The sequence below is a fragment of the uncultured Nostoc sp. genome (assembly GCF_937863485.1).
Lineage (GTDB): Bacteria > Cyanobacteriota > Cyanobacteriia > Cyanobacteriales > Nostocaceae > Nostoc.
Window position 1 is genome coordinate 1 of sequence record NZ_CALMFY010000086.1, and the last position, 13,370, is coordinate 13,370.

16 protein-coding genes and 2 pseudogenes are annotated in these 13,370 nt (G+C 44.1%); 2 read left to right on the forward strand and 16 right to left on the reverse strand.

All coding sequences use genetic code 11. The annotated features are described in order from the left end of the window. Nucleotides 1-341 (forward strand): annotated as a pseudogene (locus Q0541_RS11420) (hypothetical protein); the annotation flags it as partial. Between the two features lie 46 nt (nt 342-387). On the opposite strand, the gene Q0541_RS11425 reads toward Q0541_RS11420, so the two are convergent. The 3 genes and pseudogenes from Q0541_RS11425 to Q0541_RS11445 all read right to left on the reverse strand — a co-directional run bounded on the left by Q0541_RS11425 (nt 388) and on the right by Q0541_RS11445 (nt 3,532). Further along, the gene (locus Q0541_RS11425; protein ID WP_298909900.1) at nt 388-690 is read right to left on the reverse strand and encodes a hypothetical protein; all 303 of its coding nucleotides are present in this window, start codon (nt 688-690) and stop codon (nt 388-390) included. 649 nt (nt 691-1,339) lie between these two features. After that, nucleotides 1,340-2,694 (reverse strand): annotated as a pseudogene (locus Q0541_RS34415) (NF041680 family putative transposase). A 535-nt stretch (nt 2,695-3,229) separates the two neighbouring features. Continuing rightward, nucleotides 3,230-3,532: a hypothetical protein gene (locus Q0541_RS11445; RefSeq protein WP_298909912.1), complete on the reverse strand. Its 303-nt coding sequence runs from the start codon at nt 3,530-3,532 to the stop codon at nt 3,230-3,232. Between the two features lie 311 nt (nt 3,533-3,843). Here Q0541_RS11445 and Q0541_RS11450 point away from each other — a divergent pair, with 311 nt between their 5' ends. Further along, nucleotides 3,844-4,485, forward strand: coding sequence for an S-layer homology domain-containing protein (locus Q0541_RS11450; protein WP_298909914.1), 642 nt, complete (start codon nt 3,844-3,846; stop codon nt 4,483-4,485). A gap of 66 nt (nt 4,486-4,551) precedes the next feature. On the opposite strand, the gene Q0541_RS11455 is transcribed toward Q0541_RS11450, so the two are convergent. From Q0541_RS11455 to Q0541_RS11515, 13 genes are all read right to left on the reverse strand, one after another. Beyond that, nucleotides 4,552-4,623: a DUF1392 family protein gene (locus Q0541_RS11455; protein ID WP_298909949.1), complete on the reverse strand. Its 72-nt coding sequence runs from the start codon at nt 4,621-4,623 to the stop codon at nt 4,552-4,554. 36 nt (nt 4,624-4,659) lie between these two features. Then, on the reverse strand, nt 4,660-6,153 hold the full coding sequence (locus Q0541_RS11460; RefSeq protein WP_298909917.1) for a DNA cytosine methyltransferase: 1,494 nt from the start codon (nt 6,151-6,153) through the stop codon (nt 4,660-4,662). Beyond that, the gene (locus Q0541_RS11465; RefSeq protein ID WP_298909920.1) at nt 6,150-6,542 is read right to left on the reverse strand and encodes an ASCH domain-containing protein; all 393 of its coding nucleotides are present in this window, start codon (nt 6,540-6,542) and stop codon (nt 6,150-6,152) included. Before Q0541_RS11465 ends, Q0541_RS11460 begins: the two co-directional genes overlap by 4 nt. Before the next feature lie 41 nt (nt 6,543-6,583). Next, nucleotides 6,584-7,930, reverse strand: coding sequence for a DnaB-like helicase C-terminal domain-containing protein (locus Q0541_RS11470; RefSeq protein WP_298909923.1), 1,347 nt, complete (start codon nt 7,928-7,930; stop codon nt 6,584-6,586). A 9-nt stretch (nt 7,931-7,939) separates the two neighbouring features. Beyond that, on the reverse strand, nt 7,940-9,382 hold the full coding sequence (locus Q0541_RS11475) for a helix-turn-helix domain-containing protein (RefSeq protein ID WP_298909925.1): 1,443 nt from the start codon (nt 9,380-9,382) through the stop codon (nt 7,940-7,942). Nucleotides 9,383-9,499: 117 nt separating this feature from the next. After that, entirely contained in the window at nt 9,500-10,099 is a 600-nt protein-coding gene (locus Q0541_RS11480) for an alpha-ketoglutarate-dependent dioxygenase AlkB (protein ID WP_298909929.1), read from the reverse strand. Further along, on the reverse strand, nt 10,087-10,788 hold the full coding sequence (locus Q0541_RS11485) for a hypothetical protein (RefSeq protein ID WP_298909932.1): 702 nt from the start codon (nt 10,786-10,788) through the stop codon (nt 10,087-10,089). The genes Q0541_RS11480 and Q0541_RS11485 overlap by 13 nt, the downstream gene beginning before the upstream one ends. After that, entirely contained in the window at nt 10,785-10,988 is a 204-nt protein-coding gene (locus Q0541_RS11490) for a hypothetical protein (RefSeq protein ID WP_298909935.1), read from the reverse strand. Before Q0541_RS11490 ends, Q0541_RS11485 begins: the two co-directional genes overlap by 4 nt. A 51-nt stretch (nt 10,989-11,039) precedes the next feature. Next, the gene (locus Q0541_RS11495; RefSeq protein ID WP_298909938.1) at nt 11,040-11,171 is read right to left on the reverse strand and encodes a hypothetical protein; all 132 of its coding nucleotides are present in this window, start codon (nt 11,169-11,171) and stop codon (nt 11,040-11,042) included. Nucleotides 11,172-11,346: 175 nt separating this feature from the next. Then, nucleotides 11,347-11,715 (reverse strand): hypothetical protein, encoded by a 369-nt coding sequence (locus Q0541_RS11500; protein WP_298909939.1) that lies wholly within the window; start codon nt 11,713-11,715, stop codon nt 11,347-11,349. Between the two features lie 2 nt (nt 11,716-11,717). Next, on the reverse strand, nt 11,718-12,083 hold the full coding sequence (locus tag Q0541_RS11505) for a hypothetical protein (protein ID WP_298909942.1): 366 nt from the start codon (nt 12,081-12,083) through the stop codon (nt 11,718-11,720). A gap of 9 nt (nt 12,084-12,092) precedes the next feature. Beyond that, the gene (locus tag Q0541_RS11510) at nt 12,093-12,905 is read right to left on the reverse strand and encodes a KilA-N domain-containing protein (protein WP_298909946.1); all 813 of its coding nucleotides are present in this window, start codon (nt 12,903-12,905) and stop codon (nt 12,093-12,095) included. A gap of 39 nt (nt 12,906-12,944) precedes the next feature. After that, complete coding sequence (locus Q0541_RS11515) at nt 12,945-13,355, reverse strand: DUF1392 family protein (RefSeq protein WP_298909951.1); 411 nt, start codon at nt 13,353-13,355, stop codon at nt 12,945-12,947. Nucleotides 13,356-13,370: the final 15 nt, after the last annotated feature.

The following is a 13,370-nucleotide window of genomic DNA, read 5'->3' on the forward strand; positions in this document are numbered from 1 at the left end:
TATTAGCGATCGCACCTTTTTTGTCCAACCTCACAAAATCGCGTTGCTCCCTTGCCCAAATTGTCGAGCAACGGTTAGAGCAGCATGAAACGCGAGGACGCACATTAACTCTGAAAGTCAAGTTTTCTGACTATCACCAGCTAACCCGCAGTAAGACAATGCTTGCTCCCATCAGTGAATTAGATACGATTTTTGAGATAGCCAAAACACTGTTTTTATCAATTGAACTGGAGAATCAGAGCATCAGGTTGTTGGGGATTTCGTTGTCTAACCTGGATAACGCTAAACAAACCCAAGTCATTCAACTGCCACTATTTCAAAATGCAGGTATTATATTTTAGCGTAGGCTAGCAAGAACCGCAGGCATCGCGCTGTTTAAATACTGACTCACCCACGACAAAAATCATCAACCCTCAACTCTCGCCACACGTCAGACGGTTGCCACCCAGAGTTGCCAACAGAGCGCTCTTGGCGATAGTGTTCAGAAATGTAGTCTGATTTTGATGCTTCAATGTAGTCTGATTTTGATGCTTCAATGTACACAGGTAGATTTGGTTCAATCACTATTTCAGGAATATCTTTACTCTCAGGGATCTCAATGGGTTCAGTGGGTGGTGGGGTTACTTCTGTTTTCTTGCAAACTGGATTAGAATTTTTTTTGATGAGTCGTTGCATATCTCTAGGAATCATTCGGCTCTCCACAAAGAACGGATATCCCAGAATACACGAAGTTATCAGCGAATCAGAGACATTTTGCCAGAAAGTTTGTCTCTTTTTGAATGCTCAAGATTTCCAGTACTTATACAGAGGTGTGAATATTTAGTGTTGTATAAACTAAATTTTGGTAAAAGGTGATAAACGTAAATTTATATACTCTATTGAGATGAATAACTCAGTAGAGTATTTTTGTGAGAGTCACTGCCCTTAAGGAATCTTTCGCCTTTGCTACTGCCCGATTGACAACGGTCTTCTACAGCCATTAGTACCTTGTGTAATCATGTTTGTTGATGCTTAAACAAGTGATGGTGTAACGCTTGGCTATCGAAAGTTATTTTGTATGCTATTTGTGGGCATTCGGTCAGGTACTAACCCAACTTCTCTCTGCACTGTGTAATGGTTAGGTAGATACTGCTCAAAAGGTAGTACCATTCGAGCGATCACCCAATCATCTGCTGCCCCACGGCAGCAATAGCGGAATTCTAAGTATAACTAATAACTTTAAGAAACCTGATTAAAAAAAGCAACGTCTACAAACTGGAGTTTAGACTAAGCAATGCAAAATGACCCAGCACTGCTGAGTTAATAAGAGACTCGCTGAAAGTATGAACAATCTTTGATATTAAACAGCTACAGATGCTTCTTTCCGAGGTGGAGTTGCTGTCTTTTTAACTGTAGGGAAACGGTTTTTACGTAGACGAGGTTTTCCTGGTGTCCAGCAGGCGTGACTTTCCACGAGGTTTGGGTGGTTGGGTAGGAGTCCCAATGGCCGCGAAAACTCCTCCCATTGATTGAGCAACTCTTCCAGGGGTCAATTTATCGATTGATTTCTGCCAGGGTAAAGGATTGTCAGTAACGATATCACGGGCTAACCACAATTCCCAAGTCATCAGAGGCATTAAGTCACTCCATCTTTCACATTGCTTGGGGGTACCTAGCTTGGGAACAGTCCAGTGGAGTCGTTGTTTTAAAAAGCGATACCAGTGATCAATTGTAAAGCGACGCTAGTATTGTCGCCAGACTTGTTCTACGGGTGGCATCTCTTCTCCTACCCAAGCCAACCACAAAGGTTTTAACTCTTTCAAGTTACCTTCTGCATCAAGACGTTCAACTCTGATCAGTGACATCGGTCGTGTCACCGCTTTACGGAAATGCAAATTTTTCCACAGGCTAACCCGTACCCGTTTTAATTGCGGATCATCTACCTCGAAGACAGATGCTGCTTCGCCCCATGTTGTTGGTTCATTCAACTTGAATTTATCACCATGTTTTCTGGGACAGCCAATGCCTGTATAAGCTCCTGGTTCACCCCATAAACACAAATTTGAACGCAATCGGACTAAAATATCTACTGCAATCTTAGCCGTTTTTAAGACAAAAGGGAGCCACCGCGTTGGGCGGCTTCGCCGACTTGAAGCGACTGGCGTCGCACATCCATACTCACTGTCCCAAACTGAAATCGGTCTGGTGGGTAAATGCTTACACACCTGTTTGAGTTGCCAAATTGCTTTGTCTATTGGGCTTTCCCAACTGGTGATCCGCTCATGCCTCAAAGGTAATGCCCAACTACCTGAATCTTCTGGTATCCATGCAATTGTACTGTATCCTTGACCAAGGGTAATCGGTTTATTTCCGGCTATGGATGTGCCACTATGCTCGTAAGTCCTCTTGAAGTAGCGTTACTGCATCCGGGCGTGACCAGTTTGTGTGATCTCCTGCTAACAAGGGTCGTCCCTCTGTTGGCATCTGTTTGATATATAACTGCATCAATTTCTGTCGCTGCGGTCTACTATCTTGTAGCGCTTCATAAATACTTGACCACTTACGTCTGAATACTGGTGATAAGGATAAGTCTGCTAAGGAATAGACATTGCGGGTCAGCAATATGGCATCTGTTAATTCAAAGGTCGCATCTTTGGCGAAACCTAAATATTTGTAGGCTACTTGACGAAACTCTTCAAGTCTGGCACAAATCATGTTGGCAGGTGAGTAATGGTAGTTCTTTTCTCACTTTCTGCCTTCATGGGGACTGTATTCAATCAGACACCCCTTTTTTCTTACTTATTCTCTGATAATGATAATCGAATAAGGGGGTGGGAGAGAAACGAGCGACGCTCGTTTCTCTCCCACCATTTTCATGATTATCATTATTGTATTATTTTAGCGGCAAGCATACTACACAAAAATTGTTCAAGGTCGCGGATGCTTTGAGGCTGACAAGATAATATCAGTAGATCGAAAACTTTTGTGAGTTGACGAAATAATCAGGGTTTCAACCGACGTTTTGGGGTTGATGATCGCGTAGGCGCAGCCCGCCTTCGGCATCGCTTGCACTGCACTCTTAACCCACCAACAATGCCCGTTCCTTGAAAACCAGACTCCAACAGGATTCCGGCAGATTATGTTCCTAAACTCAAATGAACGGCTGGTAAGGCTTCTGGAAAACTTTTCGATCTACTGAATATTTTTAACCTTGCCCATTTAGTCTAAACTCAATTTAAAGTATTAATTACTACAATACTTCTATGTAAGAGCGAAAGGCGATCACTGCCTGCTTACCCTGATAGTCTTTGATAGATTTAAGAATATCAGTAGATACTTCTAGTGACAAAATTGTTTTAATTTCGATGTTGGTGTTGTAGCCCACCATGTCTCCCATGCGTTTCCCGTGGCTACCCTCACCCTGCACTTGAGTAATGGTGTAGTCGTTTATATTGTAGCTTTTCAATAGCTTGAGAATAGCGTCTTTCAGCACTGTTTCACCAATGATGGTTAGGAGAACGGCAGGTTTAACTAAATCGGCTTCGTGGGACATGGGTAACTCCATAGAACAGGTTTTATGTTGCGTTTGTTAATTGATGACTTCTTTAATCTTCACATGATTAGGTTTTTTTTTGCGCAAACATTGACTTCCTGACATATGCGTGTCCACAAGGTGTTAACAGGTTGCTTAGTCCGGTTGAACTGTTATAGGAGTGAGTAACGACTTTTAGTCTAAACTCCAGTACAAAGGTAAGCATTCAATTCATTATAAAACCTTTGCTCAAATCAACTTTTAATTTCTTTTCGGGTTCACTAACTGCCAAAACGGGAGCAGGTACTGCTGCAATTATATTGTTATGCGCTTTGACGACTAAACCAGTGGTTGCCCAAGTGCCAAGCTTTAGCGATGTTGACACTGATATTTATGCTAAAGAGATTCAAGAGGCTGTTGAGATAGGACTGATTGCAGGCTTTACTTCTAATAATACTTTCCGTCCCACGTTAGAGCTAACCCGCGAACAGATGGTGTCGATGGTAATAAATGCTCTCAGTCAACTACCCCCCAGCCCTTTGACTGTGCCAAGTGAGCAAGCACCAGATTTATTGAAAACAACTAACAAACCTTACCGAGATGTAGAGGTAACTCGTTGGAGTGCTGGAAAGATTGAGTGGGCAAAAGAGAATGAGATTATAATCGGCTACTCTGATGGTACTTTTCGTCCGACCCAAATAGTAACCCGTGCGGAGTTGATAGCAGTTTTGCGTAAAGCTGTTGAATATGGAGAAAATACCAGACGTTCAGGAGGTATAAAGAGGCAACAGGCTATAACTTTTAGTGATATATCTGCTCATTGGGGGCAGAAAGCGATTACAGAGATGTCTGCCTATTGCGGTGTTGCAACTCCCGTCAATGAAACTGGAAACGCTTTTTTTCCTAATCTTGGGACACAGCGAAATTATGCAGCAGCAGCCACGTTAAGGATGCTCAACTGTATGAACAAGTAAAACTAAATATGTAGCTAAAGTAAGCTCAACAAAAACTTTGAGATACTACAATAATATTCAGGCTGTTCATTTGACGTACACTCGCTCTAACAAATTAACCATCAACGGTGGAATTTGCTCACCCCACGGTGGGGAGATGTACTAGCACTGTTCTAAGTTTAGTCCATCGGTTAGTCATACAATTGCTCCTTGCAAGATACTTTGTGCTGATATAAATAATTGAGTTGCAAAAGAAGGAGGCATAGAATAGCCAATAATTGACCCAGCCGTAGCAGTCTCTTGTGGGAACTCATACCAAGACGGAAAACCTTGTAAAATTGCAGCCCCCTCAACAGACAAAGACTTGACCGTACCATTAGGCAACCAGATATCAGCGAACTTACTACGGTTGCAACCTTTGTGATCTGTGAAATGTGTAGGCGTAGCCCGCCGCAGGCATCGCAGAATGGTATTAGCGGGCTGCGACCCTGGCTTGTACTTGGGTAACTTGCGTCCTCCAACTCTTTCTATTAACAGTGGTGTTGGCGCATTCCCGGCTAAAAATTTCTCTAAAGCTTGTTGCTGTTTAGGTAGAAGCTGTGAATCAGGCATTGTGGGGATGAGATGCGCGATACCTTCGGCACACTTCGTGAACGCTTTGTACCAACCACAAGGTGTAGTTCCCGAAGGTAAGGTAACGCGAAACCCCCTACTTGCAATCAGGACTAACCGCCGCCGCGCCTGGGGCAGTCCAAAATCAGCCATATTCACCACGCTGTAAGTAACCGAGTACCCCTCTTGCTCCAAAGCATCCAGGATGATACTGATACTCTGACTATTCTGATAGCGTGGGACATTTTCGAGAGTAAACACCCGTGGCTGCAACTGTCGGATGGCTTCTGCTACTGCGATCGCTGCACTCAGATCATCAGCCGTTTCAATACCCTTACCTGCTTTGGCTGTGTGGGCTTGACTGAAGTTGGCGCACACCGGGGAGGCATGGAGATAGTCAGGGTGGCGCGGAAAACCTAGAAATCCTAACCGTGCTACTTCTTGAACTGTTAGCTGAATGATTTTGCAGCCATATTCATGAAAGTTACGGTGATGATTGAGAGCGATGCCTTCGGCAACGTCTTCGACGAACGCCCTGCTCAAGTCTGGTTTGGTGGGGTCGAATTCCACTGCGATGACTGGACGAATCCCGGCTTGCACCATCCCCGCTTCAATTCCGCCGCCACCAGCGAAAAGTACTACAGCGATCGGTGCATCATCTGGAAGAACTGGTTTTAATTTTGTGTTATCAAAATTTTTGCAGACATCTAATTTTGGTGATGTCTTTTTGGTTTTCGCTTTTTTGATAAAAGCGATAATATCTTCCTTAGTTGCCCCCTGCTGTTGCATTAGACGAATCATGTGGACAGCGCCAGGGGGAATTGAGCCGATACTTTTGCCCTTCCAAACGCCGTTGTGTTTTTCCTGACAATTAAATCCCCATCGCCAACAAAAGGGGTTATTTGGGTCACGTTCACCAATCACACGGGGATAAAAAACGTTTGAGCCATTAAGTAGCTTTTTAGTTTCGAGGTACTGATATAGACATCCAACCGATTCGCATTGTGAGCCTTTGACCCCTTTCTCTAAGAATTTTTCGGGTATTGCAAATAACTCAACTATTACTGTTTTAGTCATGCAGCCACCTCCATGACCAAATCATCCGGTACTTCAAAAATCCCCAACCGCCCAATGTAAGGAATCGGTGTAATCTCGCGTGGATTCTCCAGTTTCCAGTGATATTGCTCAGGCATTCCCCAACCAGACGCAACTTGTGAAAACTTGCAATCAACTATTGTGACAATGCCAATAACTTGACCGCGACGGAGACTTTTTAATTCTGGGATTACTATCCCCATCCCTTGGCAAAATTCAATCGAAAGCTGGTACTCTTTTTTGGTACAGGTTTTGGCGGCGTGAATCAGAATGTCGCCGCGATAATGAATGGGCCAGCCACGGTTTTCAATATTTTTAAGAGCATAAATTATTGCCCATGCCCAAGGCTGACGAACAGATAGCGCTTTCATATATCGACCTCTAAAACTTTAAAAAAGTTTATTGCATGAAATTATCTCGCCAAGTTCAAAAATTTTGAGGTCGATAAATCGCACAACATTGTCGCAGTACCGAGCTTACCGTAAAGGCGGTTTTTCTCAACAATCAACTCGATAGTGCGCGAGCTTGGGTCTTTTGTGTAGACAGCATCCCGGTAAAGCATAATTAACTGGTCACAAACCTCAAAGATTTCGCCAGAATTACGTAACAGATGACGATTGGGGCGTTTATCAGCCGTTGTTTGATTCCCCCGATTGATTTGACAGCCCAAGAAAACAGGGATTTTGTGAGACTTGGCAATATCCCGAATCTGGCGGGTAATCTTGCCGACTTCAAAAGCCATATTCCCGCCTGACTCCAGAGGAATCTGTTGCAAGTAATCAATAAACACAGCACCAATAGAACCACCAAATTCGGCAATGGCACGGCGCACAGCAGAAGCAATCATTGTGGTTGTAGGGGAGGAATGCTCGTAAACCTTCCAAGGCAGTTCCACCATCTGGACTATGCCTTGTGCTATTTGTTCCCAGTAACATTGAGTATTGGTTTGAATCATAGAAGCGTCTACGCCTGTGATCCGGGCTAGCATTCGGGCATTGAGTTGATTCTTATCCATTTCTGGAGTAACGTACAGAACTGGCTTTCCAAGTTTGGTCATGATTTCATAAGCATAAGAAATCATGAAATGAGTTTTGCCCATGTGAGATTCAGCTGCTACTACAACTAAGCTGCTGGGATAAATGCCACCGGTGATATTTTCGAGGTCGTACCAACCAATTCTGTCGCCTGCCATGTTTCCCATCTCCAGCTTTTGAAAAAGTTCAATGCCCATGTCTTGCGCTGAGAAAACCAAAGAGCGTTCATCGCTTTGATTTTGGGTAACGCCAAAAACTTTCGCCTCAGCAAGGGATAGTACAAGTGGTAGTTCAGTTTGCGTCTCGTAACCGAGTTGGACAATTTCATTACCCACTTTGATTAGCTGTCGCCGTCGGTATTTCTCCATCACCAAATCAGCAAGAGCGTCGATGTTAACGGCTGATACAGTGCGGTCTACCAAAGTCGCTAACTTATTCCTGCCACCAATGCGGTTTAAAAGATTGTGGTCAGACAACCATGCGGTGACAGAAAGTAAATCTGTGGGTTGGTATGTAGCATAAAGTTGGGCTACGGCTTGATAGATATCTTTGTGGGCGCTGATGTAAAAGGCTTCAACGCTCAGACGATCGCTGACTCTAGTTATCGCTTCTGGGTCAAGCATAATCCCGCCCAAAATCGCTTCTTCTGCCTCGATGTTTTGTGGGGGTAAACCTGAAACTGGATAGTTGCCAAAAGGAACTACGTTGTCTTGATTAGAGTGCATAATTATGGTCTAGCGTGCTAATTTTAACTGCGCTTCAACTTCTCGCAAATTTATGGAAGATGGTCTGGTGTTGCTCGGAACTTTTGGAGTATTGGCTGTGGCTTGAAGCTTTGCCTTTAGCTCCAGCATTTGTGGGCTGTGTTGATACTCATTGGATGGAACGCGAATGGATTGCTCTTGCTGACGGCGCATTCGGTCTTGTGCCAACGCATCTTCGAGCGAACTGTTAGTGGTGTTTTTTACTCTGTGAGCCAAAGCAGTATGCTTTTGAGGTAGGGGCTGTTTTTCTGTTTGCAATGCTTGCTGATAGCGCTGATTCAAATTCGTCCACCCACCCTTGGTTTTCTCCCAGGTGTTGATTACTGCGATCGCATGAGTTATTTCAAGTTGTGCCGAACGTTTTGACTTAGTGGCTAATTCAGCAGCCAAGAAGTCCACGACTATCGGGTTGAAGTTCTGGTACAAGTTATTTAGCTTTCGCTCTCCACTGTGCCAAGGTAGAACCCAGCGATTCCACTTGATTTTTTCTCTGACGACTAGTGGTACAAAATCATCACTCATAGCAGTCGGGTCTGTGATCCACGCATCAATCAGTTCTTTTACGTTCTGGGCGGATTTGTACGGGTCATCAATCACCTGTTTTTTCTTCGATTGTTCGATTTTCTCGAACGACCCCGCCGGAATGATTGACCTACAAGAGTGGTTATCGGTTTGTTGCAATTCCACGGAATTTTTTGACAACGAAGTGGGTAATTGTGGGGTTGGTTCTTCTGGGGTTGATTCTTCTAATCTTGGTTTTTCTGGAGTTGGTTTTTCTGGAGTTGGTTTTTCAAGGTTTAATTGTTCAGTTTCACACACACACGATTCTTGGGTGGGAAATGCGTTTTGAGTTGAGGGTGCTGCATTAAGTGTGAATTCCTTAGATGGGATTACCTTATTGGGATATACTTCGTCTACCAAATCAGGAACCACTACTCCTACCAGATTTGGTACCATTACCCCTACCAAATCAGGAACCACACCCCTACCAGATTTGGTACCACTACCCCCTCCTGATTTGGTACCACTGCCATTATTGTCAGGGGTATTACCATTGTGTGATAAGTTTTGATTAACACTATTTGTAGTGAATTCTTGCCTAATCGCTGGTAAAGATTGCGAGTCAAGCCACTCACCTGGTTGAGTAAGTTCGTAAATGGATGTTCTACCTTTGCGCTCTTGTACAACTTTGATTAATCTGGCAGCAACTAAAACCCGCAATGATTTTCGGACAGTTTTTTCATTCATCAAGCAGCTTCGAGCCATGTTAGGGATAGATTCAAAACAGCTGTTTTTACCAGCACGTCTGACGATGTGAGAATATAAACGATATTCCATTGGCTCCAGCCCGTACTCATCAAAGTAAGATGGAACAACGGGTAAAAAGTCTTTGCGTTCACAAGTTGTATTCATACGTTTTACCTCCGTTTCATGCCTAAACTTAGTTATTCAACATCCGCATCAGAAAAAGAAAACCATTCGCCAATTAAGCGTTGATACTGGTATTGTTCATACAATTTATGAATTGGCTCATCTCTTACCCCCAACGTGCGGTCGAAAAGTTAGATTAATCCGTGTACTAACGACCTTATTAGTCTTCGGAACTTGATGCAGATGAGTACTTTGACAGCCTGGAAGCATCACCAGCAGACTCCCATGCTCCAGCCAAAAGTCACTAGGCTTGCCCCCAATGGGCTTGATTTGGAATTTGCGAACCGAACCCAGGTTGACAGAGGCGATCGCGGGATTTACACCCATCGAAGCTTCACTATCGTTGTGCCAGCCGATGCTGTTTTGTCCGCTTCTGTACTGATTACCGATGACAATGTGGAAGCTGTAGCCAGTAGCGGCAGTAATTCTATCTCGCAGTTGGGCTAGCGATGAAGTCCAAGGCAGTGGTTTAAGTGGTACGCTCTTGGAGTAAAGGTAATCACAGCCCTCATCCCCGTAAATACATTCCAAACGAGGCACAAGCATCGTTTTACCCAGCATACGTATTTGATTCTGTTGCCATTGCAATTGTTGACAATGTTGGTAGAGTGCGTCAGCTTCAGTAAAAGTGAGAAACTCTGGATAATAGTTGACTGGTAAAGTAGGAACAGATTCGGGAAATAAAGTTAGTTGTTGCATAATTCTCCTTTGGCGATTGCCCGAACAATTTCTTCTGCCCTTTCTTGTGAAATAGCCTGTTCTGGATTTTTGTAAAACCCAGCGATCGCCGACTTGGGACGAATAATAATTTGCTGCCCTGTTGCGCGTTTGTCCCATACAAAGCACGAGATGGTAACGTTATCGGTAGCCCAACGAGTACCTCGTTTGTCCTTCCGAAAGCAAAAGCGCGGCAAAATCAGTACAAACGACGGCGGGTGCTGCTGCAAGAAATCCGCACGATCATCACAGGGTTCAAGAAAGCTGGTAAGTAAAAAAGCAGCGACACCCACACGCGCTTTCTGGTAAGCATTTTTGATGATTGGTGCAGCAAATTCCGCGTATGGTGGGTTGGTACAAATCCAGTCGCACTCTGGAAATTTTTCCCATGATTCGGCTAATGTTGCATCGTAGTGAAAATGTGCCTGCTTGTTCGGATCGATGTCGTTAGTCCAGATGTCTCCTGTATGAGGCCACACATTCAACAAAGAAGCGATCGCTCCATGCCCCACACAAGGCTCACCAATCACACCAGACAATTTCACATGGCGCAGTAGTTCAGTTGTGAACCATGAGGGAGACTCATAGAAGTTCAGAGGATGTCTACCAACAGCTTCTCTTGTAGATTTAGGGGAGTACGGTTGTGGTGTCAGGAGTTGTGCAACAGTCATAAACTCTCTCCGGTTTGTTTGACAACAAGAGCGCTGATTGATTCAAAATCCACTTGAAAAATGTTCATCTCAGTTAGCATCTCGCCACTGTTATAGCGGTCTGTTATATGCTGCTTAATGCCTGCTTTTGAAAGCCCATCGGGGATATTAATGTGAGCTTCACTAATAATCTTTTCGGTGACTCTAACAATGACTCTCATGTTGGTTATGCCAAATATGAAAAAGTGTTTAACGTAGCGATTGCTACTTGTTTAATAGCGATCGCTTCTATCTCCAAGGTGTAAAATTATTCCATTGAAACCAGCTTGAGCCAGCTTCCGAATAACTAGCGGTACGGTGGATTGCTTCTGGATTACCCCAGCAGCAGCAAGCGTTGATGGCAAACGTGGGTTTGTCCTGAAATGTTCCATCTGGTAAAAGAATCTGGTAAACTTCATCCTCAGCCCAAAGTTCTAGCCATTCTCTGTGCAAGTATTCTGAGTAAAACTGACTCCAGCGAGATTCTAGCCAGCGCGATTCTGTTTCGCAGTTGTAACGCCACAGCTTGAAGGCAAGGTTTTAATGTGCAAGGAAGTCGAGCGCCACCGGCTTGGACTGTATTAATATCTTTTTGTCACCAGGAACGAGCATCAACTCCTCACACAGCCGGGGAAGCTCCACAGTCACGCCGCCATACTCAACGGTGTACCACTCGATTCCGCTAATGCCTTGGCTTACTTGTTCAGCCCAAATTGCTTGTCGTTTACCCTGTGTATCTTGCGCCCTTTTTTGGAACATATCGAAACGCAATACTGTTTCTACTGGGGATAATTCCCCCTTCGCTACGTGTTGTAGTGCCATGTCACAGGCTCCTTCCCAACCGGTTACGTTTATTTGGTCTATCTGTTGGGCAAGTTCTGCTGCTCTTGGGTCTTGAAATCGTGTCATGTTTATGTAACCTCGAACTCTGGAATAAAATGAGGAGCAATTGTTTTTTGCAGGTCAATTATGACTAACACCGTTTCTATCTGGGATACATCTACACCATGCCCAAAAACCGTTTGTCTACCTGAGTAAGTGCCGTGTAGCATGAAGTATGAAAGGTATTGCCTACCTTGTTTGTTTCTTTTGTTGTGGATGGCATCGCTAATTAAATCGACTGCAAGCATATCTAGTATCGTTTTGTACTGCCAGTCTTTTAGAGACTCAACACCTAGCCATTGGGCGACGGTTGAAGAGAGAAAATAGCCATAACCTTGATAAAATCTGTAGGCAAGGCTGATTTCTTTACCAATTTCATCAATCTGTTCTTCCACTGTTTCACCTCAGTTGCGTTCATTAAACAATTGTGTAATGCTTGTCAGCCACCGCAGTTGAAAGACAGTCTGGTTTGATCCTTTGGCTACTGCTGAAACCATCCGCCCCCATTCCTTACCTGAGTCGGTTGGACGATATGGAATTTTCTTATCATCAGTGCGGTACTGTAAACCAGCATTAATCAGCCAGTTGTTTACAGCTACCGCACTCATCCCAACTTTCTCGCCAATATCTGTAGGCTTGAGATATACATCGTCGCTGACATTGGTAATTGCGATCGCACTATTTAACTCGTCGGCTGCTGGCTTAAGTGCTGGGTTAACTCTGGTGGCGGCGTTAACGGCTAACTGCGCGGTCAGGGATTTCTCTAATCCGGCGAATTCACCCACCAGCAGGGCTAATTGTGCAGCTTCATGAGATGGGGCTAATGCTTTTGGTGGTTCTTGCTCTTGTACTGGCTTCGACTTTATTTCACTTGAGATCATCACCCTCATTAGAGTTCTGTTTGCCCAGAGGCGAAATGGAATAGATACCCACTGAGCTAAATCAATTGCTATCTCTGGGTGTACCCAAGTGCCTTGAGTGCTTCCACGTCCTGAAACTTCAACAATTAATGACGATATCGGAATGACGATATCGTTAGAAAGCTCTAGCCAGTAAGCCTTTGTAGATTTTATCTCTTTGTAATGTCCCCAAAGTTTCCCATTTGCCGCGCACATCTGAGTTGCATTTACATAACCTTTGGGTATTGTGTATTTACCTATTTGCCCATCTTGGGGCATTTGCTGAATTTCTGAGTCGCGCCATGAGTGTGTCAACATAGTTTATTACCTGCTTATTGAACAAAATAGTTAATTAATTCAGGCATTCACGCGCACCAAACTTTTTTCACCAACCAATGAGAAGCGATTAAGTATGGTCGGTGTTTCAGCCAATGTTGGCGATACCAATTCGACAAGGTAAAACCAAAACTTATCCACAAGTACAACCCCTAGAATCAGCCGTTGTTTTGTGTGATCCCCATAAGAGGACAGGATTACTTTCTGCCCTAAAACGAAAGCAGGTTTTTCCACGGTGAGGGTTTCTAACTGCCCGATCCCGATAAGTTGGTATTCTGTGGCGTGGACAATTTCATCACCACAAATAACTGTATAAAGCCAGCACTCATGTTTCCATTGCACACCAGAGCAATAGCCGAATGTTCTCGTGGTTTTCAGGTAAACTCTTTCCAATACAGCAGATTGCAGGTAACTGAGGTACAGTGATATCAGTACATTAACGGGTGA